This is a genomic window from Pseudomonas sp. PAMC 29040 (assembly GCF_003994535.1).
GTDB lineage: Bacteria > Pseudomonadota > Gammaproteobacteria > Pseudomonadales > Pseudomonadaceae > Aquipseudomonas > Aquipseudomonas paraversuta.
Window position 1 is genome coordinate 138,746 of sequence record NZ_RZAA01000010.1, and the last position, 24,554, is coordinate 163,299.

The 24,554-nt window shown below is 59.4% G+C and carries 26 protein-coding genes; 16 read left to right on the top strand and 10 right to left on the bottom strand.

From position 1 onward, the window contains the following. Positions 1-14: 14 nt before the first annotated feature. A complete protein-coding gene (locus WG29040_RS18365) occupies positions 15-794 on the top strand; it encodes an exodeoxyribonuclease III (RefSeq protein ID WP_003437806.1) in 780 nt (259 codons plus the stop codon). A 60-nt stretch (positions 795-854) separates the two neighbouring features. Here the strand turns inward: WG29040_RS18365 and WG29040_RS18370 are convergent, their stop codons facing one another. Next, the gene (locus WG29040_RS18370) at positions 855-1,223 is read right to left on the bottom strand and encodes a DUF4870 domain-containing protein (RefSeq protein ID WP_003437794.1); all 369 of its coding nucleotides are present in this window, start codon (positions 1,221-1,223) and stop codon (positions 855-857) included. Between the two features lie 49 nt (positions 1,224-1,272). Next, entirely contained in the window at positions 1,273-1,995 is a 723-nt protein-coding gene (gene rph, locus WG29040_RS18375) for a ribonuclease PH (protein WP_003437790.1), read from the bottom strand. A 222-nt stretch (positions 1,996-2,217) separates the two neighbouring features. On the opposite strand from rph, the gene WG29040_RS18380 reads away from it, so the two are divergent. The 6 genes from WG29040_RS18380 to WG29040_RS18405 all read left to right on the top strand — a co-directional run bounded on the left by WG29040_RS18380 (position 2,218) and on the right by WG29040_RS18405 (position 7,529). Beyond that, positions 2,218-3,081 (top strand): YicC/YloC family endoribonuclease, encoded by an 864-nt coding sequence (locus WG29040_RS18380; RefSeq protein ID WP_003437788.1) that lies wholly within the window; start codon positions 2,218-2,220, stop codon positions 3,079-3,081. Between the two features lie 13 nt (positions 3,082-3,094). After that, complete coding sequence (gene gmk / locus WG29040_RS18385) at positions 3,095-3,715, top strand: guanylate kinase (RefSeq protein WP_127196644.1); 621 nt, start codon at positions 3,095-3,097, stop codon at positions 3,713-3,715. Between the two features lie 167 nt (positions 3,716-3,882). After that, positions 3,883-4,146 carry a DNA-directed RNA polymerase subunit omega gene (gene rpoZ / locus WG29040_RS18390; protein WP_003437783.1) on the top strand — a complete coding sequence of 88 codons (264 nt, stop codon included), beginning with the start codon at positions 3,883-3,885 and terminating at the stop codon, positions 4,144-4,146. Between the two features lie 60 nt (positions 4,147-4,206). After that, the gene (gene spoT / locus WG29040_RS18395) at positions 4,207-6,312 is read left to right on the top strand and encodes a bifunctional GTP diphosphokinase/guanosine-3',5'-bis pyrophosphate 3'-pyrophosphohydrolase (protein WP_003437781.1); all 2,106 of its coding nucleotides are present in this window, start codon (positions 4,207-4,209) and stop codon (positions 6,310-6,312) included. A 24-nt stretch (positions 6,313-6,336) separates the two neighbouring features. Next, positions 6,337-6,717, top strand: coding sequence for a RidA family protein (locus tag WG29040_RS18400; protein WP_003437778.1), 381 nt, complete (start codon positions 6,337-6,339; stop codon positions 6,715-6,717). 68 nt (positions 6,718-6,785) lie between these two features. Then, positions 6,786-7,529, top strand: a complete 744-nt coding sequence (locus tag WG29040_RS18405) for a hypothetical protein (RefSeq protein ID WP_010656758.1) — start codon at positions 6,786-6,788, stop codon at positions 7,527-7,529. A 64-nt stretch (positions 7,530-7,593) separates the two neighbouring features. Here WG29040_RS18405 and WG29040_RS18410 read toward each other — a convergent pair whose 3' ends face one another. Next, positions 7,594-8,445 carry an SDR family oxidoreductase gene (locus tag WG29040_RS18410; RefSeq protein WP_003437773.1) on the bottom strand — a complete coding sequence of 284 codons (852 nt, stop codon included), beginning with the start codon at positions 8,443-8,445 and terminating at the stop codon, positions 7,594-7,596. Positions 8,446-8,633: 188 nt separating this feature from the next. Between WG29040_RS18410 and exbB the strand changes: the two genes are divergently transcribed. The 6 genes from exbB (at position 8,634) to WG29040_RS18440 (ending at position 15,497) form a co-directional block, all read left to right on the top strand. Beyond that, the gene (exbB, locus tag WG29040_RS18415) at positions 8,634-9,614 is read left to right on the top strand and encodes a tonB-system energizer ExbB (RefSeq protein ID WP_003437770.1); all 981 of its coding nucleotides are present in this window, start codon (positions 8,634-8,636) and stop codon (positions 9,612-9,614) included. A gap of 6 nt (positions 9,615-9,620) precedes the next feature. Then, positions 9,621-10,046, top strand: coding sequence for a TonB system transport protein ExbD (gene exbD / locus WG29040_RS18420; protein ID WP_003437768.1), 426 nt, complete (start codon positions 9,621-9,623; stop codon positions 10,044-10,046). Further along, positions 10,043-10,789, top strand: a complete 747-nt coding sequence (locus tag WG29040_RS18425) for an energy transducer TonB (protein ID WP_127196645.1) — start codon at positions 10,043-10,045, stop codon at positions 10,787-10,789. The genes exbD and WG29040_RS18425 overlap by 4 nt, the downstream gene beginning before the upstream one ends. Positions 10,790-11,013: 224 nt before the next feature. Continuing rightward, positions 11,014-11,934, top strand: a complete 921-nt coding sequence (locus WG29040_RS18430; protein WP_003437762.1) for a hydrogen peroxide-inducible genes activator — start codon at positions 11,014-11,016, stop codon at positions 11,932-11,934. Positions 11,935-11,942: 8 nt separating this feature from the next. Then, positions 11,943-14,018, top strand: a complete 2,076-nt coding sequence (recG, locus tag WG29040_RS18435; protein WP_003437759.1) for an ATP-dependent DNA helicase RecG — start codon at positions 11,943-11,945, stop codon at positions 14,016-14,018. Positions 14,019-14,087: 69 nt separating this feature from the next. Beyond that, a complete protein-coding gene (locus tag WG29040_RS18440; RefSeq protein WP_127196646.1) occupies positions 14,088-15,497 on the top strand; it encodes an aminoacyl-tRNA deacylase and HDOD domain-containing protein in 1,410 nt (469 codons plus the stop codon). An 89-nt stretch (positions 15,498-15,586) separates the two neighbouring features. Here WG29040_RS18440 and WG29040_RS18445 read toward each other — a convergent pair whose 3' ends face one another. The 4 genes from WG29040_RS18445 to WG29040_RS18460 all read right to left on the bottom strand — a co-directional run bounded on the left by WG29040_RS18445 (position 15,587) and on the right by WG29040_RS18460 (position 17,997). Beyond that, on the bottom strand, positions 15,587-15,967 hold the full coding sequence (locus WG29040_RS18445) for a hypothetical protein (RefSeq protein WP_003437753.1): 381 nt from the start codon (positions 15,965-15,967) through the stop codon (positions 15,587-15,589). Between the two features lie 208 nt (positions 15,968-16,175). After that, positions 16,176-16,451 carry an HU family DNA-binding protein gene (locus WG29040_RS18450; RefSeq protein WP_003437750.1) on the bottom strand — a complete coding sequence of 92 codons (276 nt, stop codon included), beginning with the start codon at positions 16,449-16,451 and terminating at the stop codon, positions 16,176-16,178. Between the two features lie 188 nt (positions 16,452-16,639). Next, positions 16,640-17,788, bottom strand: coding sequence for an NAD(P)/FAD-dependent oxidoreductase (locus WG29040_RS18455; RefSeq protein ID WP_127196647.1), 1,149 nt, complete (start codon positions 17,786-17,788; stop codon positions 16,640-16,642). Positions 17,789-17,829: 41 nt separating this feature from the next. After that, positions 17,830-17,997: a rubredoxin gene (locus tag WG29040_RS18460; protein ID WP_003437744.1), complete on the bottom strand. Its 168-nt coding sequence runs from the start codon at positions 17,995-17,997 to the stop codon at positions 17,830-17,832. Positions 17,998-18,197: 200 nt separating this feature from the next. On the opposite strand from WG29040_RS18460, the gene WG29040_RS18465 reads away from it, so the two are divergent. Together WG29040_RS18465 and ubiA are read left to right on the top strand one after the other, a co-directional pair. Further along, positions 18,198-18,761, top strand: coding sequence for a chorismate lyase (locus WG29040_RS18465; protein ID WP_127196648.1), 564 nt, complete (start codon positions 18,198-18,200; stop codon positions 18,759-18,761). Next, complete coding sequence (ubiA, locus tag WG29040_RS18470) at positions 18,762-19,652, top strand: 4-hydroxybenzoate octaprenyltransferase (RefSeq protein ID WP_127196649.1); 891 nt, start codon at positions 18,762-18,764, stop codon at positions 19,650-19,652. It abuts the gene before it with no gap. A 63-nt stretch (positions 19,653-19,715) separates the two neighbouring features. Here the strand turns inward: ubiA and WG29040_RS18475 are convergent, their stop codons facing one another. Next, positions 19,716-22,100: a penicillin acylase family protein gene (locus WG29040_RS18475; protein WP_127196650.1), complete on the bottom strand. Its 2,385-nt coding sequence runs from the start codon at positions 22,098-22,100 to the stop codon at positions 19,716-19,718. A gap of 37 nt (positions 22,101-22,137) precedes the next feature. Beyond that, on the bottom strand, positions 22,138-22,722 hold the full coding sequence (locus WG29040_RS18480) for a DUF6436 domain-containing protein (protein ID WP_003437734.1): 585 nt from the start codon (positions 22,720-22,722) through the stop codon (positions 22,138-22,140). A 109-nt stretch (positions 22,723-22,831) separates the two neighbouring features. Here WG29040_RS18480 and WG29040_RS18485 point away from each other — a divergent pair, with 109 nt between their 5' ends. Next, positions 22,832-23,773, top strand: a complete 942-nt coding sequence (locus tag WG29040_RS18485) for an alpha/beta hydrolase (protein ID WP_127196651.1) — start codon at positions 22,832-22,834, stop codon at positions 23,771-23,773. A 28-nt stretch (positions 23,774-23,801) separates the two neighbouring features. Here WG29040_RS18485 and WG29040_RS18490 read toward each other — a convergent pair whose 3' ends face one another. Then, positions 23,802-24,554, bottom strand: a complete 753-nt coding sequence (locus WG29040_RS18490; protein ID WP_003437731.1) for a DUF2059 domain-containing protein — start codon at positions 24,552-24,554, stop codon at positions 23,802-23,804.

Sequence of the window (24,554 nt, forward strand, 5' to 3'; positions counted from 1 at the left end):
TTTTGGGGCCATTTATGCGGATCATCAGTGTGAACGTCAATGGTATTCAGACGGCAGTCGAGCGCGGTTTGCTCAGTTGGCTGCAAGCTCAGAATGCCGACGTTATCTGCCTGCAGGACACCCGCGCCTCCGCCTTTGAACTGGACGATCCAGCCTACCAGCTGGATGGCTACTTTCTTTATGCCTGCGAAGCTGAAGTCCCTGCCCAAGGCGGTGTGGCTTTGTATTCGCGCTTGCAACCGAAAGCAGTCATCACTGGGCTTGGCTTCGAGACGGCCGATCGCTACGGGCGCTACCTGCAAGCCGATTTCGATAAGGTCAGCATCGCGACCTTGCTGCTCCCTTCGGGGCAGAACGGCGATGAAGACTTGAATCAAAAATTCAAGCTAATGGACGACTTTGCACGCTATCTGGATAAGCAGCGTCGCAAGCGTCGTGAGTACATCTACTGCGGCTCGCTGTATGTGGCGCAGCAGAAACTCGACATTAAAAACTGGCGTGACAGCCAGCAATCTCCTGGTTTCCTGGCGCCTGAGCGGGCCTGGATGGACGAGATTGTCGGCAATATGGGCTATGTCGATGCCCTGCGTGAAGTTAGTCGTGAAGGCGATCAGTACAGCTGGTGGCCGGATAACGAACAGGCCGAGATGCTTAATCTGGGCTGGCGTTTCGACTACCAGTTGTTGACACCGGGTCTGCGCCGCTTCGTACGAAGCGCTCGCCTGCCGCGTCAGCCACGCTTCTCGCAACATGCGCCATTGATCGTGGACTACGACTGGACACTGACTATCTAGGTGTTTTTTCGAAGCCACAAAAAAGCCGACATCGCTGTCGGCTTTTTTGTGGGTGCTGGTTTACTTGATCGGGCGCCAGGTGAAGGGGTAGCGGTATACCACTCCGTCATTGGCCTTGACGCCGGCAATCACCACCAGCACCACTGCGCCGATCAGGACCAGGCCGAGCAGGGCGAAACCGATCAGAACAAACATCAGCACGTAGCAAATGGCCGAAGCAATCGCCACGGTGATCTGAAAGTTCAGGGCTTCCTTGCCCTGGTCATCGATGAACGGATCGCTTTCACGCTTTACCTGCCACAGGATCAGCGGGCCGATCAGGCTGCCAAACGGAAACCACATCCCGAGGAACGCTGAAAAGTGACAAAACATGGCCCATTTACGAGCATCGCGGCTCGGCTCGGGTTTTGAAAGGTCCAGCTCGCTCATGGCGTTCTCCAGATGGTTACAGACGGCTTCGGCATACAGCTCGGCGATGTTAGTCGGCCAGTGCAGCTTGTTGCAGGGCGAAAATTTCGGTCATGCCCTTTTGCGCCAGTGCCAGCATGGCGTTCAGCTCTTCAGGCTGGAATGGCGCGCCTTCGGCAGTGCCCTGAACTTCGATGAAACCACCGGTGCTGGTCATTACGACGTTCAGGTCGGTTTCGGCTGCCGAATCTTCAGGATAGTCGAGGTCGAGCACTGGCTCGCCCTGATACATGCCCACCGAGACCGCTGCAATCATCTGCTTGAGAGGGTCGCCGCCCTTGAGGCCGCCGCGTTTCTTGATCAGCTTCAAAGCGTCGACCAGGGCAACCATGGCGCCGGTGATCGAGGCCGTGCGAGTGCCGCCGTCGGCCTGGATCACGTCGCAGTCGACGTACAGGGTGATGTCGCCCAGCTTGGACATGTCCAGTGCGGCGCGTAGCGAGCGGCCGATCAGGCGCTGGATTTCCAGGGTACGTCCGCCTTGCTTGCCGCGGCTGGCTTCACGCTGGTTGCGGTCGCCGGTGGCGCGGGGCAGCATGCCGTATTCGGCAGTCAGCCAGCCCTGGCCCTGGCCTTTAAGGAAGCGTGGCACGCCGTTTTCGACGCTGACGGTGCAGATGACTTTGGTGTCACCGAACTCGACCAGTACAGAACCCTCTGCGTGTTTGGTGTAGTTGCGGGTGATGCGGATCGGACGGAGCTGATCGGCAACGCGACCACTTGGACGTTTCATGTGGGATACCTGTACGGGACGGAAAACTGCCGAGCATTATAAAGGCCATGGCCCGACAGGACACGCCTAATAATTGCATGCCCGGCTCGCCGCCCCCTTGGGAGCGCCATGACACCGGGTACTTTTACGACAGACGTCATTTGGGGCCGTCCCCTGCACTGCGTTACAATCCTTCGCCTCAATGGCCGTCAGGCTAAATTCATCGAATCGCGAGGTACCTCCATGGTGCATAGCATGACCGCCTTTGCCCGCGTCGAAAGTGCCGGCACTCAGGGCACCCTGAGCTGGGAGCTGCGCTCGGTCAATAGCCGCTACCTGGAGCCGCACCTGCGCCTGCCCGAGTCTTTGCGTGACCTCGAAGGTGCGGTGCGTGAAGCGCTGCGTCAGGGGATCTCACGTGGCAAGCTGGAATGCACGCTGCGTTTCACCGAAGAAACCACGGGCAAGCCGCTGCAGGTTGACCGTGAGCGTGCGGCGCAACTGGTGGCCGCCGCCGAATCCATCGCCAGCCTGATCAAGCAGCCGGCTGCGCTGGATCCGCTGAAAGTGCTGGCCTGGCCAGGCGTATTGGTGGCGGATGCAAGCGACCCTCAAGCCCTGAACAATCAGGCGCTGGTGCTGTTCAAGCAGGCGCTGCAGGAACTGAAAAACGGCCGCGAGCGCGAAGGCGCCGAACTGGCGCGCCTGATCAGCGAGCGACTGACCGCGATCGAGGCTGATGTCGAGACTTTGCGTGAACTCGTGCCACAGATGCTGGCCACCCAGCGGCAAAAGGTGCTCGATCGCTTTGCTGACATGAAGGCCGAGCTTGATCCCCAGCGCCTTGAGCAAGAAATGGTCCTGCTGGCGCAAAAAAGCGACGTCGCCGAAGAGCTTGACCGCCTGAGTACCCACATCCTTGAGGTGCGGCGCGTGCTCAAGTCCGGTGGAGCCGCCGGCCGGCGCCTCGACTTCCTGATGCAAGAACTCAACCGGGAGGCCAACACCCTCGGTTCCAAGGCATTCGATCCGCGCAGTACCCAGGCGGCGGTCAACCTCAAGGTGTTGATCGAGCAGATGCGCGAACAAGTACAGAATATTGAGTAAGGCTCTCCCTGACATGACCCATAGCACCGGCACCCTTTATATCGTTTCTGCCCCTTCGGGCGCAGGCAAGACCAGTCTGGTCAAGGCATTGATCGACCTCGAACCGCAGATTCGCGTCTCGGTTTCGCACACCACCCGCGCCATGCGCCCGGGTGAGGTCAACGGCGTGAACTATCATTTCGTCGAGCGCGAAGAGTTCGTGAAAATGATCGAACACGGTGATTTCCTGGAGCGCGCCGAGGTGTTCGGCAACCTTTACGGTACTTCGCAGAGCCATTTGCAGCAGACCCTGGATGAAGGTCACGACCTGATTCTGGAAATCGACTGGCAAGGCGCCGAGCAGGTTCGCCAGCTGATGCCGCAGGCGCGTTCGATCTTCATCCTGCCGCCGAGCCAGCAAGCCTTGCGTGAGCGTCTGGACAATCGCGGGCAGGACAGCGACGAAATCATTGACGGGCGCATGCGTGAAGCCGTGAGTGAAATGAGCCACTACGTCGACTATGACTACCTGATCATCAATGATGATTTTGCGCTGGCACTGGAGGACCTGAAGGCAATTTTTCACGCCAATCGCCTCCAGCAAAAACGTCAGCAGCAGCGTTTTGGCAAATTACTGGCTGAATTGCTGAGTTAAAGGGCTCTTCCCAAAACCCCTGTAAGGGCTTTACATTGGCGCTTACAGCGGGTTTCGGGGGGCGCTTGAAAAATCAGCGCTTCCCTAATGGCTGGTGATTTTTTAAACTGTTGAGTCCGCTCGCCCATCCGGGCAGCGCGCATATTGCATTTGCTACGAGGAAGACCATGGCCCGCGTAACCGTTGAAGACTGTCTAGAACACGTGGATAACCGCTTTGAGCTGGTCATGCTCTCTACCAAGCGTGCCCGTCAACTGGCCACCGGCGGTAAAGAGCCTTTGGTTGAGTGGGAAAATGACAAGCCTACCGTTGTTGCCTTGCGTGAAATCGCTGCAGGCCTGATGAGCTACGAGTTTATCGCCAACGCTGAAATCGTCGAAGACGAACCGCTGTTCGCAGCGTTCGAGGACGAGTCCAACGAGGCGAACTAAGCCTATGCCCGGTCGACGTAGCACGGCGAAGGGTAAAAAGTTTTGGCAGGAGGTTTCCTCTTGCCGAGCATAGACGCCCTCGCCGATCGCTTGTCGACTTACCTCAGTGCGGACCAGGTCAATCTGGTCCGACGAGCGTACTTCTACGCCGAACAAGCCCACGACGGCCAACGCCGACGTAGCGGCGAGCCTTATGTCACGCATCCGCTGGCAGTGGCGAACATTCTTGCCGACATGCATATGGACCATCAAAGCCTGATGGCTGCCATGCTGCATGACGTGATCGAAGACACCGGTATTGCCAAGGAAGCGCTTGTCGCGCAGTTCGGCGAAACCGTGGCCGAACTGGTCGATGGCGTCAGCAAGCTGACCCAGATGAACTTCGAGACCAAGGCCGAAGCCCAGGCTGAAAACTTCCAGAAAATGGCCATGGCCATGGCGCGGGATATTCGCGTGATTCTGGTCAAGCTGGCTGACCGTCTGCACAACATGCGTACCCTCGAAGTGCTGTCCGGCGAAAAACGCCGGCGGATTGCCAAGGAAACCCTGGAAATCTACGCGCCCATTGCCAACCGGCTGGGCATGCACAGCATTCGTATCGAATTCGAAGATCTCGGTTTCAAGGCGATGTACCCGATGCGCTCCGCGCGCATCTATCAGGCGGTCAAGCGCGCCCGGGGCAATCGCAAGGAAATCGTCAACAAAATTGAAGAGTCGCTCAGCCACTGTTTAGCCGTAGACGGCATTCAGGGCGAAGTCAGCGGCCGTCAAAAGCATATTTACGGCATTTATAAAAAAATGCGCGGCAAGCGCCGGGCCTTCAACGAGATCATGGACGTTTACGCGTTCCGGATCATCGTCGACAAGGTCGACACCTGCTACCGGGTTCTGGGTGCTGTACATAATTTGTACAAACCACTGCCGGGACGGTTTAAAGACTACATCGCGATTCCCAAAGCCAACGGCTATCAGTCGCTGCATACCACGCTGTTTGGCATGCATGGCGTACCGATCGAAATTCAGATCCGTACCCGTGAAATGGAAGAAATGGCCAACAACGGTATTGCCGCCCACTGGTTGTACAAGTCCAGTGGCGACGAGCAGCACACGGGGACCCATGCCCGGGCGCGGCAATGGGTCAAGGGCGTGCTGGAGATGCAGCAGCGCGCCGGCAACTCCCTCGAATTTATCGAAAGCGTGAAGATCGACCTGTTTCCGGACGAGGTCTACGTGTTCACGCCCAAAGGCCGGATCATGGAGCTGCCCAAAGGCTCCACCGCAGTCGATTTTGCCTACGCGGTGCACACCGACGTCGGCAACAGCTGTATTGCATGCCGCATCAACCGGCGTCTCGCACCGCTGTCCGAGCCGCTGCAAAGTGGTTCCACGGTCGAGATCGTCAGCGCCCCCGGTGCCCGCCCCAACCCGGCGTGGCTCAACTTTGTGGTTACCGGCAAGGCGCGTACGCATATCCGTCACGCCCTGAAATTGCAGCGCCGTTCCGAGTCCGTGAACCTTGGCGAACGCTTGCTGAACAAGGTGCTCAACGGCTTCAACAGCGCGCTGGACAAGATCCCGGCCGAGCGCATTCAGGCCATGCTTCAGGAGTATCGTCTGGAGCAGGTCGAAGACCTGCTGGAAGACATCGGCCTGGGCAATCGCATGGCTTACGTCGTTGCCCGGCGTCTGATGGGTGAAGGCGAACAGCTGCCGAGCCCGGAAGGTCCACTGGCGATTCGCGGTACCGAAGGTCTGGTACTCAGTTATGCCAAATGTTGTACGCCGATCCCGGGAGACCCGATTGTGGGTCACCTGTCCGCGGGCAAAGGCATGGTTGTGCACCTGGATAACTGCCGCAATATCAGTGAGATTCGGCACAACCCCGAAAAATGTGTCCAGCTTTCGTGGGCCAAGGATGTCACCGGTGAATTCAACGTCGAGTTGCGTGTCGAACTGGAGCACCAGCGTGGCCTGATTGCGCTGCTTGCCAGCAGCGTCAACGCAGCCGACGGCAACATCGAAAAAATCAGCATGGACGAACGCGATGGTCGTATCAGCGTTGTCCAACTGGTGGTCAGCGTGCACGACCGTGTGCATCTGGCCCGCGTGATCAAAAAACTGCGCGCCCTTAACGGGGTTATCCGCATCACTCGTATGCGTGCGTAGCCATCTAATTACAAGGAGTCACCCATGACCAAGACTGTAATCACCAGCGATAAGGCACCTGCTGCTATCGGTACTTACTCTCAGGCGATCAAAGCTGGCAATACTGTCTACATGTCCGGTCAGATCCCGCTGGACCCAAAAACCATGGAACTGGTTGAAGGTTTTGAAGCCCAGACCATTCAGGTATTCGAAAACCTGAAATCCGTGGCTGAAGCAGCAGGCGGTTCGTTCAAGGACATCGTCAAACTGAATATTTTCCTGACTGACCTCAGCCACTTCGCCAAGGTCAACGAAATCATGGGCAAATACTTCGAACAGCCATACCCGGCTCGTGCCGCTATCGGCGTTGCGGCCCTGCCAAAGGGTTCGCAGGTTGAGATGGACGCTATTCTGGTCATTGAGTAACACCCCTCGGCGCAGCGCCTTCATGCTGCGCCAACCCCCCGCTTGCCCCGCTTTAAAAGGATTCCGCCATGCGCAAAGCGCTCGCTTTCTCGCTGCTCACCATTTTCCTGGGTGGCTGTGCCAGCGGCCCCGCCCATCGCGATATCAGTGGCGTCTGGATCAACCAGGCCGCGATCAATGAAGCTGCCAAAGGCGGCAATTTGCGTGAAGCCCTGCTGGCCAACGGGCCAAATCTTGAATGGCAAATTGATTCCAAACAGGCCAAAGCCAACTACACCAATGGTTTTGAGTGGGTTGAAGGCAAGCTGATGCCTGAAAACAAAGGGGTTTGGCAGGTCAATATTTATGGCAGCGCGGCCACCGACTTGAGCCTCAATGGCGACGAGCTGGTACAGGCTGCGGGTGAGTCCGATCCGCAACAATCCTTTGTTCGTTCCCCCATCAACCTGACAAGCGACGCGCCTTTGGGCACCAATTTCGAGCACGCGCTCAAGACTGCCTATCTGGGCGGTCAGTGGCGTGTGGTCAGCGGTAAAGGGCAAGGCAATCAAGTGACCTTTTTTGCCGATGGCCGGATTACCGGTTTACCTGAAGCCAATGCTTACGCCCTGTGCCTGGCGGGCGACTGCGCATCAATGAGCGGCGAGTACGACAGTCTCTGGCTGGAACAGGACGAGACAGGTGCGGCGCACATTTTTGTGCGCAATGGTCGCCAGCTGGAGATCTTCCAGGCGCTGGATTCTGCCAAGCCTGACGAAATGCCCCAGTTATACCCGGGCAAGCGTGAATGGGTACTGGAAAAGCAGCTTTAAGCCTGGCCTGCTGCAAGAGCTTGCTGGCGATGATATCGCCGGCAAGCTCGCTCCGCAGAGAGAGTCAATCCGCTAGCATCGCGCTGTAGCCTTCGCGATAACTCGGATAGCGCGGTTCCCAGCCCAGGGCCTTGGCCCGTGCGTTGCTGCAGCGTTTGCTACCGGCCCGGCGCACGCTGGCTTCGGCAGCCCATTCGGTAATACCCAGGCGTTCACGCAGCCAGCCCACGACTTCAGCCAAAGGTACCGGCGCGTTATCCACGCCGATATAGCAATCCTCCAGGGTTTTGCCCTGCAGGTCGGCCTGGAGCAGGAATGCCAGAAGGCCGCCTGCATCATCGGCATGGATGCGGTTGCCATACAGCGGCGGATCGACTGCCACGCGATAGCCCTTGCGCACTTGCCCCAACATCCATTCGCGACCGGGTCCGTAAATCCCGGTGAGGCGCACCACGCTGGCAGCAATGCCGCTGTTCAATGCGATCTGCTCGGCTTCACGCATGATTCGCCCCGAGTAGCTTGTGGCTTCGGCAGGCGAGGTTTCATCGACCCATTCGCCTTCCGTCTGGCTATACACCCCGCTGCTGGAGACAAACAGCAAGCGCTTTGGCTGCTGGCCTTTTTGCTTGAGCCAGCCCAGCGTGTGCTTCAAACCTTCTATATAAGCGGCCTGATAGCCGGCCTCGTCGTGGTCGGTGGCGGCGGCGCTGTACACCAGATAGTCAATGTTGCCTTCAGGCCATTGCCCGGGGCACTGGTCGCTGAACAGGTCCCCCGCCACGCCAGTGACGCCTGCAGGTAACCGCTCAATGGAGCGTCGCAGCCCATAGACCTGCCAGTTATTGGCCGGCAGTTGAGCCGCCAGACGACTTCCGACATCACCGCATCCGGCGATCAGAACCGAGGCTTTGGGCATCTCAAAACTCCTAATTTAAAGTTACAAAAGTACATGTTCAGCCACGACCAAGGTCGTGACTTTTGAAAAAAACAGATGCTATTGCTTTTGTTAACAAGAATTACTTGCAATAATAACTCATCATTTGCCCCGGGTCTCAAGACGCGTTGCAGGGCATAACCTTCTTACTTTTCTCAGGTCCGGCTAGCATGACACGCAATCATTCCACCGCTTCGCCAACCCAGTTTTTGAGTCCGGCACGCCTCTGGCGCGGGCTTGCTGCGCTGATGTTCAGTCTTTTGCTGGCCCCGGGCGCAGTCTTTGCCGATGAGCCCGCGGCTCCGGCTGCTCCGGCTGCGCAACCGGCTATTGAGGCTGCGGCCCCAGTTGCTGCGCCGGGTGCAACCGACCCTGTGCTGGCTGAAGGCGCTGTTGCCCCGGCCGATGACGCTCCGCAAGTTCTTGAAGAAGACAACACGCTGGGCATGGCCCATGACCTGTCTCCTTGGGGCATGTACAAAAACGCGGACATCATCGTCAAGATCGTCATGATCGGCCTGGCTATCGCCTCGATCATCACCTGGACCATCTGGATTGCCAAAGGCTTTGAAGTCCTGGGCGCCAAGCGTCGTCTGCGGGTTGAAATCGCCAACCTGAAAAAAGCCCGCACCCTCAAGGAAGCCAGCGAATCTGCAACCAAAGAAGGCACGCTGGCGCACCTGCTGGTGCAGGACGCACTGGAAGAAATGCGCCTGTCGGCCAATAGCCGCGAAAAAGAAGGCATCAAGGAGCGCGTCAGCTTCCGCCTTGAGCGTCTGGTTGCCGCCTGTGGCCGCAACATGAGCAGTGGCACCGGCATCCTCGCCACCATCGGCTCCACCGCACCGTTCGTCGGTCTGTTCGGTACCGTTTGGGGGATCATGAACAGCTTCATCGGTATCGCCAAAACCCAGACCACCAACCTGGCCGTTGTGGCACCGGGTATTGCCGAGGCCCTGCTGGCCACTGCACTGGGCCTGGTTGCTGCGATCCCTGCGGTAGTGATTTACAACGTCTTCGCCCGCTCTATCACTGGCTACAAGGCTCAAGTGGCAGACGCATCGGCAGAAGTGTTGCTGTTGGTTAGCCGTGACCTCGATCACCTGCCGCCCGAGCGCAGCTCGCAACCGCACATGGTGAAAGTGGGGTAATCGGCCATGGGCCTGCATTTAAAAGAAGGCGATGACGATCTCGCCGAGAACCATGAAATCAACGTCACGCCTTTTATTGACGTGATGCTGGTACTGCTGATCATCTTCATGGTGGCAGCACCGCTGGCCACTGTGGATATCAAGGTTGACCTGCCAGCTTCCACCGCCAAACCGGCGCCTCGTCCCGAGAAGCCGGTGTTCCTCAGCGTCAAGGCTGACCAGCGCCTGTACCTGGGTGAAGAGCCGGTCAGTGTTGAAGCCCTGGGTGCGACCCTGGATGCCAGGACTCACAACAAGAAAGACACGACGATCTTCTTCCAGGCCGATAAAGGCGTGGACTACGGTGACTTGATGGGCGTGATGGATGCATTGCGCGCAGCCGGTTACTTGAAGGTGGGTCTGGTCGGACTAGAGACGGCAGCCAAGAAATGACCATAGCGCGCCAAAAGATGACGCGTTACGCAATCAGCCTGGTCGCGGTGTTGGCTATCCATGCAGTGGCAGTCATTCTTGCCATGCAATGGTCCAGCCCGCGGGCCGTCGAACTTCCACCGCAAGCGATGATGGTTGATCTGGCACCGCTGCCAGCACCGCCACCGCCTGCGCCGCCGAAAGTGGTGACACCGCCACAGCCGCCGGCCCCTGTGGAAGAGCTGCCGATACCCAAGCTGGCCGAAGCGCCCAAGCCGAAAATAGCTGTCCCGAAACCGGTCAAGCCCAAGCAGAAGCCACAACCGCCCAAGCCTGTGGAAAAAACCGAGCCGGTTAAAGAGAAGCCTTCAGAAGAGAAACCTAGCGACGCCACACCGACCAAGGCGCCGAGCGAGAAGTCTGCCGCCCCGACTCTTGGGCCGTCGGCACAACAACTGGCGGCTAAAGCCAGTTGGGAAGGCACATTGCTGGCTCACCTGGGCAAGTACAAGAAGTACCCGGCTTCTGCTCAGTCGCGAGGCAAGGAAGGTCTGAACCGGCTGCGCTTCGTGGTAGACGGTGAAGGCAAGGTGTTGTCCTATGAGTTGGTAGGTCGTTCAGGCAATGCGGATCTGGACCGGGCCACCCTGGAAATGATTCGCCGGGCACAGCCGTTGCCCAAGCCGCCGGCCGAAATGCTGACCAATGGCACCATCGAGATCGTGGCACCCTTCGTTTATTCCATCGATAAACGTCGGCGATAAAGCCTCGGCCCGGATAAAAGTCCTGTAGGCGCTGGCTTGCCAGCGCTGGCAACAGTGCAGTCGCCCGCAACACAGGGGCGGCTGCATCGCTGCTAAACCAGTTTGTACAGTATTAAACCTCCCTTGCATTGATTAGCGACTGTAGCTCCGGGGCTAATGTCTGATAACGTGCGTCTATCGATTGCAGCCGCTATGCTTGGCTCGCAGCCACAGGGACGCCCGCTATGACGCTTACAGAATTACGCTACATCGTTACGCTCGCCCAAGAACAACACTTCGGCCACGCGGCTGAACGTTGCCACGTCAGCCAGCCGACCTTGTCGGTGGGTGTGAAAAAACTGGAAGACGAACTCGGTGTGCTGATTTTCGAGCGCAGCAAAAGTGCCGTGCGCCTTACCCCGGTGGGCGAAGGTATCGTTGCCCAGGCGCAAAAGGTACTGGAGCAGGCCCAGGGCATTCGTGAACTGGCCCAGGCCGGCAAGAACCAGCTGACCGCTCCGCTCAAGGTAGGCGCCATTTACACCGTAGGCCCGTACCTGTTTCCGCACCTGATTCCGCAGCTGCACCGGGTCGCCCCGCAAATGCCGTTGTACATCGAAGAAAACTTCACCCATGTACTGCGGGACAAGCTGCGCAACGGCGAACTGGACGCGATTATCATCGCTCTGCCCTTCAATGAAGCCGATGTGCTGACTTTGCCGCTCTACGACGAGCCGTTCTACGTGTTGATGCCCAGCGAGCATCCATGGACGCAGAAAGAGACCATCGATGCCAGTCTGCTCAACGACAAGAGCCTGCTCTTGCTGGGCGAAGGACACTGCTTCCGCGACCAGGTGCTTGAAGCCTGTCCGACCCTGGCCAAAGGCAAGGACGGCTCGCAGCACACCACGGTCGAGTCCAGCTCGCTGGAAACCATTCGGCACATGGTTGCTTCAGGGTTGGGCATTTCGATCCTGCCATTGTCGGCTGTCGACAGTCACCACTATGCCCCGGGCATATTGGCTGTGCGTCCGCTGACTCCGCCGGTACCTTTTCGTACAGTCGCCATCGCCTGGCGTGCCAGCTTTCCGCGGCCCAAGGCGATTGAAATCCTCGCCGACTCGATCCGCCTGTGTTCGGTGGCCAAGCCGCCTGCCGCGAAGTAAGCCTGCCGATGACCGAGTTGTCGAAAGTGGCGGTCACCGCGCTCAAGGGCGTAGGCGAGGCCATGGCAGAAAAATTGGCCAAGGTGGGCCTGGAAAACCTGCAGGATGTGCTCTTCCATTTACCGTTGCGCTATCAGGACCGGACTCGCGTGGTGCCCATCGGCGCCCTGCGCCCCGGTCAGGATGCGGTGGTCGAAGGCCGGGTGATCGGCGCTGATGTGGTCATGGGCAAGCGTCGCAGCTTGCTGGTACGGATCAATGATGGCACCGGGGGCCTGAGCCTGCGGTTCTACCATTTCAGCAATGCACAAAAAGAAAGTCTCAAGCGTGGCACCGAAGTGCGCTGCTATGGCGAGGCCCGCCCCGGCGCATCGGGGCTGGAGATCTACCATCCGGAATACCGTGCCATCACCGGCGATGAGCCGCCTCCGGTCGATACCACGCTGACACCGATTTATCCTACAACCGAAGGTCTGACCCAGCAGCGTCTGCGCCAGCTCAGCCAGCAAAGCCTCGCCCTGCTCGGCCCGCGCAGCTTGCCTGACTGGCTGCCGGCGGAGTTGGCCAAGGAGCACCAGCTGGCCCCGCTGGATCAAGCCATTCGCTATCTGCATCAGCCGCCGGCCGACGCCGATGTCGAAGAGCTCGCGTTGGGCCATCACTGGGCGCAACACCGCCTGGCGTTTGAGGAACTGCTGACCCATCAACTCTCGCAGCAGCGATTGCGCGAGAGCCTGCGCTCCCAGCAGGCGCCCGCTTTGCCCAAAGCCGAAAAACTGCCCGCGCAGTTTCTGGCCAACCTGGGGTTCCCGCCCACCGGCGCCCAGGTGCGAGTCGGCAACGAAGTGGCCTACGACCTCAGTCAGCCTGAACCCATGCTGCGCCTGATTCAGGGCGATGTGGGGGCAGGCAAGACAGTGGTCGCTGCGATGGCCGCCTTGCAGGCGCTGGAAGCCGGCTACCAGGTGGCGCTGATGGCGCCGACGGAAATCCTCGCCGAGCAGCACTACATCAACTTCAAGCGCTGGCTGGAGCCGCTGGGTCTTGAAGTTGCATGGCTGGCCGGCAAGCTCAAAGGCAAGGCCCGGGCCAGTGCGATGGAGCAAATTGCCAATGGCGCGCCCATGGTCGTTGGCACCCATGCCTTGTTTCAGGATCAGGTGCAGTTCAAGAACCTGGCTCTGGTGATCATCGATGAGCAACACCGGTTTGGCGTTCAGCAACGTCTGGCCCTGCGCAACAAAGGGGTGGGCGGTGTGATGTGTCCGCACCAGTTGATCATGACGGCCACGCCGATTCCGCGGACGCTGGCCATGAGCGCATACGCCGACCTCGACACTTCGATTCTCGATGAGCTGCCACCCGGGCGAACCCCGGTCAATACCGTGCTGGTGGTCGATACGCGGCGCATCGAAGTGATCGAGCGGGTACGTGCAGCCTGTGCCGAAGGCCGCCAGGCCTACTGGGTATGCACCCTGATTGAAGAGTCTGAAGAGATGACCTGTCAGGCCGCCGAGACCACCTTTGAAGACCTCTCCAGTGCCTTGGGCGAGTTGCGCGTGGGCCTGATTCACGGGCGCATGAAGGCTGCAGAAAAGGCCGCAGTCATGGCGCAGTTCAAGGCTGGCGAATTGCAGTTGCTGGTCGCCACCACGGTAATTGAAGTAGGCGTTGACGTGCCCAATGCCAGTTTGATGATCATCGAAAACCCCGAGCGTCTGGGCCTGTCCCAGCTTCACCAGTTGCGTGGCCGGGTAGGCCGGGGCAGCGCCGCCAGTCATTGCGTGCTGCTGTACCACCCGCCGCTGTCGCAAATCGGGCGCCAGCGTCTGGGCATCATGCGTGAGACCAACGATGGTTTTGTGATCGCCGAAAAAGACCTCGAGCTGCGCGGTCCCGGCGAAATGCTAGGCACCCGGCAAACCGGCCTGCTGCAATTCAAAGTGGCTGACCTGATGCGTGATGCCGACCTGTTACCCGCCGTGCGCGACGCCGCCCTGACCCTGATTGAACGCTGGCCGAGCCATGTCAGTCCACTGCTGGACCGCTGGCTCAGGCATGGCCAGCAATATGGCCAGGTATGAAATTTCGTTCAGTAATCAGATTTGCGGCCGATCAAGTAACGCTTACCAAATTTGAGTTGCAGGAATCGAATGCAGATCTTCACTGAAGTCGCCGGCGCTCCAGCCTTTTCAAGCACACCGCCGGTCATCCGGCGGCTGCTTGCTGATCTGGGCATTACCTGTCGAGAAGTCCGCGACCACCCCGGGCTCAACCCGGGCTGCAAGGTCCAGGCTGTGTTGCTCGAGGACTCGGTGGGCGTGCTGATGGTGCTGTTCGCGCAGAGCCACTTGCTCGACCTCAATCGTCTGGCTGATTTAACCGGCCGGCGCATGACGGCTATCGCACCTGAGCGGCTTGAGCAGATGCTCGGCAGACACAACCTGAGCCTGTTGCCGGGCGTGCCGGCACTCATCGGCTCGCCATGTCTGTATGAAGAGCAATTGCTGCAGCAGCCTCTGTTGCTGGTCGGCGGGGGGGAGCCCGGTTTGTGGCTGGAGATGACCCGGGAAGACTTCAGGCTTCTGCTGAGCAATGCCAGCGGCGGTCGTTTTGGCGAGTCCGTGAGTGCCATCACGCTTAACCCTGATCATGCCGACGATGATGGCGCGGCGATCTGCCGGGCGGTCCAGGCATTCACCGCGCGACGAATCCAGCAACGGCTGGAAGACACCATCGAGTTGCCGCCCCTGGCCGAGAGCGTGCGCAAAATCATGCGGTTGCGGGTCGACCCGAACGTGACCATCGATGAAATTACCAGTGTTGTCGAAACCGACCCGGCGCTGGCGGCACAGGTCATGAGCTGGGCATCGTCGTCGTACTACGCCTCACAAAGTAAAATCCGTTCGGTTGAAGACGCCATCATGCGGGTGCTGGGGGTCGATCTGGTGATCAACCTTGCGCTGAGTCTGGCGCTGGGGAAAAGCCTGGGTGTGCCCAAGGATCATCCGCAATCAAGCGTCCCCTACTGGCAGCAGTCGATCTACACGGCAGCGGTCATCGAAGGGCTGACCCGGGCCATGCCCCGGGCCCAGCGTCCGGAAGTCGGCCTCACCTACCTGGCCGGGCTGTTGCACAACTTCGGCTATTTGCTCCTGGCCCATGTGTTTCCGCCGCACTTCTCATTGATTTGCCGTCACCTTGAAGTCAACCCGCACGTCAGCCATGGCGTCATCGAACAGCATTTGCTGGGCATCAGCCGCGAGCAAATGGGCGCCTGGGTGATGCGGTACTGGGGCATGCCGCCAGAATTGGCGACGGCGTTGCGTTTTCAACACGATCCGCACTTCAGCGGCGCTGATGCACACTTCCCGAACCTGGTCTGCGTGGCACTGGGGTTGTTGCGTAGCCGGGCAATCGGCACCGGATCCTGTGCGCCACTTCCCGACGCCGTGTTCGAACGGCTGGGCGTCCCCCGCGAAAAGGCTGAAGACGTTGTCAGCAAAGTGTTGGAGGCGGAGGTGCTGTTTCGCGAAATGGCAGCGCAATTTGGCCGGGCTTAGCCCGCCGTTACCTGTAGGAGCGAGCTTGCTCGCGAGCTCTTCCAAGCGTAAACAGCTCGCGAGGTAAGCTCGCTCCTACGGTTGAAGTATCAGGCCTTGGGCTTTTTGCGCGGTTTGAGGTACTTGGTCAGGCCCTGGAACCAGATGACCAGCGCCGGGTTGCCTTTGATCTGAATCGATTTGTCCTGAATCCCGGTCATGAATGCCAGCTGCTTGTTCTTCGCCTGCAGGGTGGCGAAGCCGTAGGCTGCATCTTTAAAACTGATGGAAAATGCAGGGTCGGGGTACGTGCCCGAATGGCTGGTGATGCGCTGATCTTTGACTTTGAAGTGACGGGCCACTGTGCCATCGAGGGTTTGCAGCTGGAAAACCAGGTCCTTATCGACCAGTTGCTGCTGAAAAGCAGGGTTTTTACGGCTGGCTTTGCCCATCAAAAAGCCCAGCATCCAGAGCAGAAAACGAAATTTCATGTACGCGGCCTCGGGGAAAAATTAAATAGCCGGCGCAGTGTAACGATTTGAACGAGGAACGCCATATATCTGCATGGATTGGCGTAGATGGTGGGGGTTTTGCCACTTATGGCCGCACGATTGAGTGGGAAGATATCAAGAATGGGCCGCTAGCCGAGCCAGCTTGCCCATTCTTCAAGGCCGTTACGAGCAGCGGCCACTCAGTGCTTTATGGATTGACGCTGTCTTTCAGGAACTTGCCCGGCTTGAAAGCGACGGTGTTGCTGGCCTTGATTTTTACCGGCTCACCGGTTTGCGGGTTCTGTCCGGTGCGAGCGCCACGATGGCGCTGAATAAAGGTGCCGAAACCGACCAGCGTCACGCTGTCTTTGCGATGCAGGGCCTGGGTGATTTCTTCAAGCACTGCGTTGAGTACGCGGTTGGCTTGCTCTTTGGTGAGGTCAGCCTTTTCGGCGATAGCGTTGGCGAGATCTGGTTTACGCATGATGAAGCCTCTTTGACGGTTTTTTGTTGTTATGTCCGTGCTGCTCTCTATGGAGCAGCGCCAAGGCGCCGCAGGCTCTACTCTGCGGCAGACCGGTGTGAGAATGGCACGCGGCCAAGGCCGGCGCCAGCCTCTGCACCGGCTTTGTTAAAGCAAGGCAATGTCATATGCGACAGAGTTAACCGTATTTACGCCAAAAGTGCCGGCAGCTCTTTGTTCAGCGCCAGTTTTTCGCGAACAGCCTCACCCGTCAGTGCATAACCTAGCAATTTGCCTTCAGCATCGCGGCACAAGGCTTTGATATCTGCGCCCTGGCCTTCCACGGTCCAGACCCCTTCATGGCCACGTGGCACGGGTGACACCACCAGCGGGCAAACCGGGGTTTTGACCGTAATCGGCATCGCACCGTAGCTGACAGCAGTGGGATTGCCTGCGAGGGTTTGTGCCAGTGCCCGGGCGCAGCTCATCAGCGGCATCACATACAACAGGCTCAGCCCATCGACCTCGGCGCAGTCGCCCAGGGCATAGATGTTGTCATGGGAGGTTTTGAGCAGACGGCTCACCTCGATCCCGCGGTTGACCCGGATCCCGGCGGCAGCCGCCATATCGATGCGCGGACGCAAGCCAATGGCCGATACCACCACATCGCAGTCGATCACGCTGGCATCTGACAAATGTGCCTGGAGTCCGTCATCGGTGCGCTGCAGGCGGGTCAGAACCGGGCCCAGGTGCAGGCGCGCGCCCAGGCTTTCAAGGCCCGCCTGGACTGCTGCCGCCGCCGCGGGGTGCAACAGGGTTGGCATGACTTGCTCGCAGGGTGCGACCAGATGAACTTCATAGCCGCCTGCGATCAAGTCATTGGCAAACTCGCAGCCGATCAGGCCTGCGCCCAGAATCAGAACCCGACGCTTGCCCGCGGCGGCTGCGCGGAAGCGGGCGTAATCTTCGAGGTCATTGATCGGGAAGATTGAATCCTGGGCATCCCCTTCCACCGGCACCTGCACCGTTTGCGCGCCCCACGCCAGAATCAGGTCGCGATAGGCAACGGCTTCTTCACCGATCCACAGCTGCTTGTGGCCCGGGTCGATTCCGCTGATGCGGGTATGGGTACGCACCTGGGCATTGAGCTGTTGTGCCATGGCACCAGGCATCGCCATGCTCAGGCCGTCAGCTTCTTTGTTCTTGCCAAAGCCGGTGGACAGCATGGGCTTGGAGTAGGAGCGGCCGTCATCGGCCGTGATCAACAGCAGCGGGGTTTCGCTGTCCAGCTTGCGAAACTCCCGGGCCAGGTTATAGCCCGCCAGCCCGGTACCAACGATCACGACAGGTGCGTTCATTCCAATCTCCATGGGGTGAGTCAGGTTTTGAGGGGGGTAGATCAGTTGATTTCGATCATCTCGAAATCCATTTTGCCAACCCCGCAGTCCGGGCACAGCCAGTCTTCAGGTACGTCTTGCCACAGCGTACCGGGAGCAATGCCGTCATCCGGCCAGCCGTCGGCTTCGTTATAAATCAGTCCACATACGATGCATTGCCACTTTTTCATCGGGTTCTTCCTCAAGTTCAGGCTAATACGAGGCCACAGGCTTTTTCAGATTCGCCAGGTCTCTCGTCAATTCAGGGCGTTTTGTACTGATGACGACCGGTAGATGCAAGCACGATCGCTGCCAAATAATCCTCGGCCGCTCAATCAAAGATCCGCGTGATAAGCTCGCCGGCCTCAATGGCTGCCAATTATGACCCACTGTGCCGCACATAACTTACCCGCTGATCTCCCCTGTCTGGCTTGAAAAAGACCAGCTTCCTGTATTGCCTGATGAACAAACCCTCGACTGGTTGTTCGATCAAGGCTCTTTGACCCGACGTCTGACTGTGCTCTCGGAGGGTGCCTTTAGTGTGCAGCCGCTCTTTGAGGGCTGGCAGGCCTTGCGCCAGGATGAATGTGCAGCCCTCAGCCTGCCCGAAGGCAGCCAGGGCTGGGTGCGCGAAGTGTATTTGCACGGGCATCAACAGCCGTGGGTGTTTGCCCGCAGCGTGGCGGCGAAAAGTGCGCTGGAAGATGGCGCACTGAACATGGACGAGCTGGGCACCCGATCTCTGGGTGAACTGCTGTTTTGTGATCAGGCTTTTGCTCGCGGCGCCTTGCAGGTGTGTCACTACCCCCGGGGCTGGTTGCCTGCCGCCGATCAGGCAGATCAGCTATGGGGCCGCCGCTCGCGCTTTGTACGCGGAGCGTTGAGCGTGCTGGTGGCCGAGGTGTTTTTACCCAAACTGTGGGCCGCCCTGAGTGCCCGGCCGGAGAACAACTGAATGTACGTGCGCCTGCTCAAGTCACTCAATCGCCTGAACCCTCGCGCCTGGGACTTCATCCAGCTGACCCGCATGGACAAGCCCATCGGCATCTACCTGCTGCTTTGGCCCACGCTGTGGGCGCTGTGGATTGCCGCCAAGGGTGTGCCTTCGCTGAGCAACCTGCTGATCTTTGTGTTCGGCGTAATCCTGACCCGTGCCGGCGGTTGTGTAATCAACGACTTTGCCGATCGCAAAGTCGATGGCCACGTCAAACGTACAGAGCAGCGGCCGTTGGTCTGCGGAAAAATCAGCGGTAAAGAGGCGTTGGTGTTTTTTGCGCTGCTGATGGGGATAAGTTTCCTGCTGGTGCTGTGCACCAATGCCCCGACCATCTGGCTGTCATTCGGCGGTCTGGCGCTGGCGGCGAGCTACCCGTTCATGAAGCGCTACACCTACTACCCGCAAGTGGTGCTGGGTGCAGCGTTCTCATGGGGCATGCCCATGGCATTCACCGCTGAAACTGGCAGCCTGCCTGCCGCGGCATGGTTGCTTTATATCGCCAACCTGCTGTGGACCGTGGGCTACGACACCTATTACGCCATGACTGACCGTGAAGACGACCTGAAAATCGGGGTCAAATCCACGGCCATTCTGTTTGGCGATGCTGATCGCGTGATCATCCTTACCCTGCAAGGCCTGGCGCTGGGTTGTCTGCTGCTGGCGGGCGCGCACTTCGAGCTTGGCGTCTGGTTCCACCTCGGCCTGCTGGTCGCGGCCGGGTGCTTCGTGTGGGAGTTCTGGTATACCCGCGACCGCGACCGGCAACGTTGCTTCAAAGCCTTCCTGCACAACCACTGGGCCGGGTTGGCAATTTTTGTGGGCATCGTGCTGCATTACGCATTGGGTTGACTGAACGGACCCTGCAGGAGCGAGCTGGCTGTCGAATTGAAAAGCTCGCGAGCAAGCTCGCTCCTACAGTTGCTTGGGCACCAGTCGCAAGACGCTGCGGGTGTTGAGCTGGATTTCTGTCTCGTCGATATGCGGGATGCTGTAGTCGCCTTCAATGTAGGGTCGGGCCTGGTCGCGGTAGTGTTTGTCGAAGGGTACGCCGCTTTGCCCTAGCGGGTTGATGGTCAGGCTGTGGTACGGCTCGGCAAAGTCGATCAGACGTCTGGTTGAGGGGCCGTAGGTCACTGCCCAGGGGGCCGGGCCGAGTTTGGCGCTGAGATTGTTGGGTACTTCGTGGCTGCCGGGGGCCTCGAATGGACCGACGTTAAACAGCCAGTCCAGCGGTTTCTGCCGCCCCAGCGGGTGGTCATGGGTCAAGGTGTGCGCCTTGCCCCAACGCCATTGCGCCGGGTCGTCGCCCATGGTGGCTTTCAACTGCGCAATGCTGGTTTGCCAGGCGACCTTGACTGTCTCGGCCCGGGTCTCTTTGTGCGCCGTATTACGGTTGTCCCACCACGGCGAATCCGGGTTTGCGGCGAGGCGTGGCAAGGCGGCGTCGATCACCCGGGTGCTGAGCAAGGTGTCGAAATAAACATCCCCCAACTCATCACTCATCGCTGCGTCAGCCAGGCTGAACAGAAGCTGGTTGAACAGCGTGGCGGCCGTTGAGTCCAGCGGATAATCGCCCTGCCATTGCGCCAGTTGTTCTACCAGCTGGCGTTCGGCCGGATCGCTGACTACTTCACGCAGCACTGGCAACAGCGGTTTGAGCACACGCTGCCCGTAGTCGGTGCGGGTGTCCAGTTGCAGCGCCTGACTGTTCTTCAGGTTCCATTTCACGCCGGGTTCGCTGAGCTGGCGATTGAGTTGCTGGCCGCGGTCCGCCAGGTTGTAGTAACCGGGGATCTCTATGCCGGCAGGCGATACCGGCTGAAAGTTGGCCGATACGATATAGCCCCGCGCGGGATTCTCTTCCTGGGGGTTGGCGCTGAACGGATAAAAACCGACTTTGTCTGCCTGGCTGGTACTGCCGTCCAGAATGAACGCGGGATTGACCCCTGCCGGGCGTTTGGGCAATTGCGCCGCTGCCCACCAGCCGATGTCGCCCTTGGCATTTGCCCACACCAGGTTCAGGCCCGGTGCGTGAATATAGGTGGCGGCCGTGCGGGCCTTGTTTAAGGTGTCGGCGCGGTTGAGCTGGTAAAAGCCTTCGAGAATCGGGTCCCGGGTTTCCAGAAAGCCCCACCACATTGCAATCGGCGTGCTGCCGGCGGCAGATCCGAGTACATCGTTGATGATCGGACCGTGGGGGGACCGGCGCAGGGTGAGGGTCACCGGTGCCTGGCCTTTGACCGCAATCTGTTGCTCGCTGCTGCTCATGTCGACCCACTGGCCGTGGTACCACACCTGATTCGGGTGGTCGGGATTGGTCTTCTCTGCGATCAGGTCCAGATCATCGTTCTGGAACATGGTCAGGCTCCAGCCAAAATCGCGGTTGTTGCCCAGAAAGGCGAACGGCACCAGGGCCTGATGGTAGCCATAGAGCTCAAAATCGGGCGCCGAGAGCTGCGCTTCGTACCATACCGCCGGCGCCGAGAAGCGGATATGCGGATCGCCTGCCAGTAGCGGTTTGCCACTTTGGGTACGTTTGCCCGACACGACCCAGGCATTGCTGCCTTCGAACTGTGGCAGGCCGGCCTGATTCAAGGCCTGATCGCTCAGCCGGGCGAGGGAACCGAGGTTTTTCCAGTCGTTGCTCGACAGTGCCGCGCTCAGCACGCCCCGGGGTTGCCAGTCCAGGTCGAAGACTTTCAGGTAGTTGCTGCCTAACTGGTCACGTACGTAAGTCAGCAATGGTTCCGTACGAAAGGCGACTGCAAAGCTGTAAGCCATATAGCCGGCGACGCTGATCGTGTCTTCGGCGGTGAATGGCCGCGGAGTGATGCCCAGCAGGTCAAACTCCACCGGTCTGGCGTGGCTGGCCTGGTACTGGTTGATCCCGTCCAGATAGGCTTGCAGGGCCAGCCACGAAGGTGACTGATAGTCCAGTTCGGCGACATAGCTGGCGGCACGTTCGCGAATGCGCAGGCTGCGGAACAGTTTGTCGGTATCGATCAGCTTGGGGCCGAGTACCTCGGCCAGTTCCCCCCGCGCCAGGCGACGCATTATCTCCATTTGAAACAGGCGGTCCTGCGCCTGTACATAGCCAAGGGCGCGGTACATATCCGTCTGGTTAGCTGCGCGGATATGCGGCACCCCGCGCTCGTCATACCGTACCGCGACCGGCCCCTGCAGCCCGTCCAGCGCTACCTGGCCCTGGCGGGTGGGCAGCTTGCTTTGCACATACCAGACGCCACCGCCCGCGATGACGGCAATAACGAGGGCGGCCAGGGTCAGGCTGCGTTTCATGGTGCAACTCCTTGTAATTGGTTCGCACCGAAGCGCCTTAGGGGGAAGCGCGGTCATTCTGCCACGGGCAATAGCAGCCCACGGCCATGGTGTGGGTGGCATTTACCGGGCGGCCTTCGTTCAGGGCCTGCAGGACGGGTTCGATAAAGCTGTTGCTGGCGTTGCAGGTGGCACCTTCGCTGTAGGGGCCAAAGTAGGCCAGCTGGCCGCTGCGGTCCCAGATAGCCACGGCCGGGCTGGCGCTCAGATGCTCGGCGCCGGGCAGGCTGGCCAAGGGCTTTATTGCGCCCAGGGTGGCGGGTAACTGGCCATGGGTGCCGGGCTTTTGCACGGAGTAGAACGCGACGCCCAGCGGCACGTAATGCGCCAGCAATTCGCTGAGGTGTTGTTGGTTACCGACATTGCACGGGCAGGCCGGGTCCCAGAAATGCACCACGCGGATGGGCCCCGGGCCTGACAGCTCGGCGGGCAGGCTCAGGACATCTCCGGCGAACAGTGCGGTCTGGTCGCTGAAGGCGCGGATATAGCGGCCCTGGAACCAGTCGTAGGCCGTCCACAACCCCGCTGCACATATCAGCACCAGCAGGCAGGCAAGCAGGGTTTTTAAGGTGGGCACAGGCATGCAAAAAGGTCCTCGAAGGCCGCGTAGCTTGCCATGCTTGAACGGACAGATGAATATCGTCGGTCTATAAAGCCTGTTTTGCGCACGTGCGCCCCGTCTGGAAATTCTTATGCCTGCCCCGTTTGCCCCCGATTCCTTGCGTGCCAGCTTGCAGCCTTTGCACGATGGCCAGCCATTATCGCGCGAGGGGCTGGCGTATCAGCAGTTCTACGGGCTGGATTTTGCGCAGCGCAAGGTGCCGGTGCGCCGGCAATTGGGGCGCTTCAGTGCCGGCGGCTACGAGCTGGTCAGTCAGGTCTGGTGGCCAGCGTCCACCCCGGAGGCGACGCTATTCGTCATCCATGGTTTTTACGATCATATGGGGCTGTATCGGCACGTGATTGAGTGGGGCCTGGATCACGGATTCGTGGTCATTGCCTGCGACTTGCCGGGGCATGGGCTTTCCAGTGGCGAGCGGGCCAGCATTGATGATTTCGCGCAGTACCAGGCGGTGCTGCAAGGTTTGTTTATCGAGGCCCAGTCACTGGCTTTGCCGCAACCCTGGCACCTGTGCGGGCAAAGTACCGGTGGCGCGATTGTGCTTGATCATGTGCTGCGTCAGGGCGATCAAAGCCCGGCACAAGGGCAGGTGATTCTGCTGTCACCGTTGATCAGGCCCAAGGACTGGAATTGGTCGAAGTTCAGCTATTACCTGCTCAGAGCCTTCGTCAAAGGCATTGCCCGGCGTTTCAGCGAGAACTCCAACGATCCCGACTTCTTGCCGTTCCTGCAGGCCGATCCGTTGCAGCCGGTGCGTCTGCCGACGGCCTGGGTCGGTGCGCTGGCGCGCTGGATTCCGCGTATTGAAAGTGCGCCAGCCTGCTCCCGGCGGCCCTTGGTGATTCAGGGCGAAGCGGACAAAACCGTTGATTGGCGGCATAACCTTGAGGTGCTGAAAACGAAATTCGATCAGCCTCAGGTGCTGTTGCTGCCAGAGGCCCGGCACCATCTGGCGAATGAAACTGCCGAGATCCGCGAGCGTTATTTCGCGTTTCTGGATCAACATCTGTAGGCGCGAGCTTGCTCCTACGGGACGTTGGTTATTGCGACAGGCTTGACGTGCTTTGGCCCACGGCCAGCCCGGCGCGAATAGCTGCCAGTGCCGCCTGATAATAGGCTTTCCCGGCAGGCGACTCTGCAAAGGTGACGAACTCTTCCAGTTCCGGATCAGACAGGTCGCGATACACGTAGAGCAACGTGTTATCCAGTTCACCGGCAAGTTGCTCCATCAAGCGCTGGCGCTGGCCATTCAACATGCCTTGGGCCTGACCGCCTCCGAGCAACCCCGGGATCATCGAACTCAAACTGTCTGCTGCAATCCCGGCAATCGCCAGAGTGACTTCCGCACCGGCTTCACGGGCTGGCAGCGCCCGCGACAAGTGGTTGATCAGCAGTTGACGGGTGGCGCTGGCCTCGATGCGCGGCAAGCCTTGGGCGTGTTTGGCCAACTGATCGCGGCGGGTAGCCAGCAGTTCAGCAGCCACAATCTGGCGGCCCAGCGGCGACTGGAAAAAGGTCAGTGCGGGAACAGGGTCTGGCAGGTGGTTACGCATCTGCTCTTTGGCGCGCCGGTCCATTGCTTCGGGGGCAAAGCGCAGGCTGCTGTTATTGACCAGGGCCTGATAAACCGCCGGCGGCAAGTTATTGCGATAGCGCTCCTGGGCGGCAGTAAGGGCATCAACAAAATGCGCGCGCTGTTCTGGCCACCCGGCAGTCGTAAACAGATCATCGAGGTTATCTGCCCATGCGGGTAACGTGCAAAACATCATCAATAGTAAAAACAAGCGGCGCAT

Bases quoted from the DNA above. Each gene is read 5' to 3' on its own strand.
- WG29040_RS18460 (WP_003437744.1), bottom strand. From the start codon at position 17,997: ATGAAAAAGTGGCAATGCATCGTATGTGGACTGATTTATAACGAAGCC.
- exbB (WP_003437770.1), top strand. From the start codon at position 8,634: ATGACACGCAATCATTCCACCGCTTCGCCAACCCAGTTTTTGAGTCCG.
- WG29040_RS18480 (WP_003437734.1), bottom strand. From the start codon at position 22,722: ATGCCTGTGCCCACCTTAAAAACCCTGCTTGCCTGCCTGCTGGTGCTG.
- WG29040_RS18455 (WP_127196647.1), bottom strand. From the start codon at position 17,788: ATGAACGCACCTGTCGTGATCGTTGGTACCGGGCTGGCGGGCTATAAC.
- WG29040_RS18490 (WP_003437731.1), bottom strand. From the start codon at position 24,554: ATGCGCCGCTTGTTTTTACTATTGATGATGTTTTGCACGTTACCCGCA.
- WG29040_RS18445 (WP_003437753.1), bottom strand. From the start codon at position 15,967: ATGAAATTTCGTTTTCTGCTCTGGATGCTGGGCTTTTTGATGGGCAAA.
- rpoZ (WP_003437783.1), top strand. From the start codon at position 3,883: ATGGCCCGCGTAACCGTTGAAGACTGTCTAGAACACGTGGATAACCGC.
- WG29040_RS18410 (WP_003437773.1), bottom strand. From the start codon at position 8,445: ATGCCCAAAGCCTCGGTTCTGATCGCCGGATGCGGTGATGTCGGAAGT.
- WG29040_RS18405 (WP_010656758.1), top strand. From the start codon at position 6,786: ATGCGCAAAGCGCTCGCTTTCTCGCTGCTCACCATTTTCCTGGGTGGC.
- ubiA (WP_127196649.1), top strand. From the start codon at position 18,762: ATGTACGTGCGCCTGCTCAAGTCACTCAATCGCCTGAACCCTCGCGCC.
- gmk (WP_127196644.1), top strand. From the start codon at position 3,095: ATGACCCATAGCACCGGCACCCTTTATATCGTTTCTGCCCCTTCGGGC.
- WG29040_RS18430 (WP_003437762.1), top strand. From the start codon at position 11,014: ATGACGCTTACAGAATTACGCTACATCGTTACGCTCGCCCAAGAACAA.
- rph (WP_003437790.1), bottom strand. From the start codon at position 1,995: ATGAAACGTCCAAGTGGTCGCGTTGCCGATCAGCTCCGTCCGATCCGC.
- WG29040_RS18400 (WP_003437778.1), top strand. From the start codon at position 6,337: ATGACCAAGACTGTAATCACCAGCGATAAGGCACCTGCTGCTATCGGT.
- WG29040_RS18475 (WP_127196650.1), bottom strand. From the start codon at position 22,100: ATGAAACGCAGCCTGACCCTGGCCGCCCTCGTTATTGCCGTCATCGCG.
- WG29040_RS18425 (WP_127196645.1), top strand. From the start codon at position 10,043: ATGACCATAGCGCGCCAAAAGATGACGCGTTACGCAATCAGCCTGGTC.
- exbD (WP_003437768.1), top strand. From the start codon at position 9,621: ATGGGCCTGCATTTAAAAGAAGGCGATGACGATCTCGCCGAGAACCAT.
- WG29040_RS18450 (WP_003437750.1), bottom strand. From the start codon at position 16,451: ATGCGTAAACCAGATCTCGCCAACGCTATCGCCGAAAAGGCTGACCTC.
- WG29040_RS18365 (WP_003437806.1), top strand. From the start codon at position 15: ATGCGGATCATCAGTGTGAACGTCAATGGTATTCAGACGGCAGTCGAG.
- WG29040_RS18485 (WP_127196651.1), top strand. From the start codon at position 22,832: ATGCCTGCCCCGTTTGCCCCCGATTCCTTGCGTGCCAGCTTGCAGCCT.
- WG29040_RS18370 (WP_003437794.1), bottom strand. From the start codon at position 1,223: ATGAGCGAGCTGGACCTTTCAAAACCCGAGCCGAGCCGCGATGCTCGT.
- WG29040_RS18440 (WP_127196646.1), top strand. From the start codon at position 14,088: ATGCAGATCTTCACTGAAGTCGCCGGCGCTCCAGCCTTTTCAAGCACA.
- recG (WP_003437759.1), top strand. From the start codon at position 11,943: ATGACCGAGTTGTCGAAAGTGGCGGTCACCGCGCTCAAGGGCGTAGGC.
- WG29040_RS18380 (WP_003437788.1), top strand. From the start codon at position 2,218: ATGGTGCATAGCATGACCGCCTTTGCCCGCGTCGAAAGTGCCGGCACT.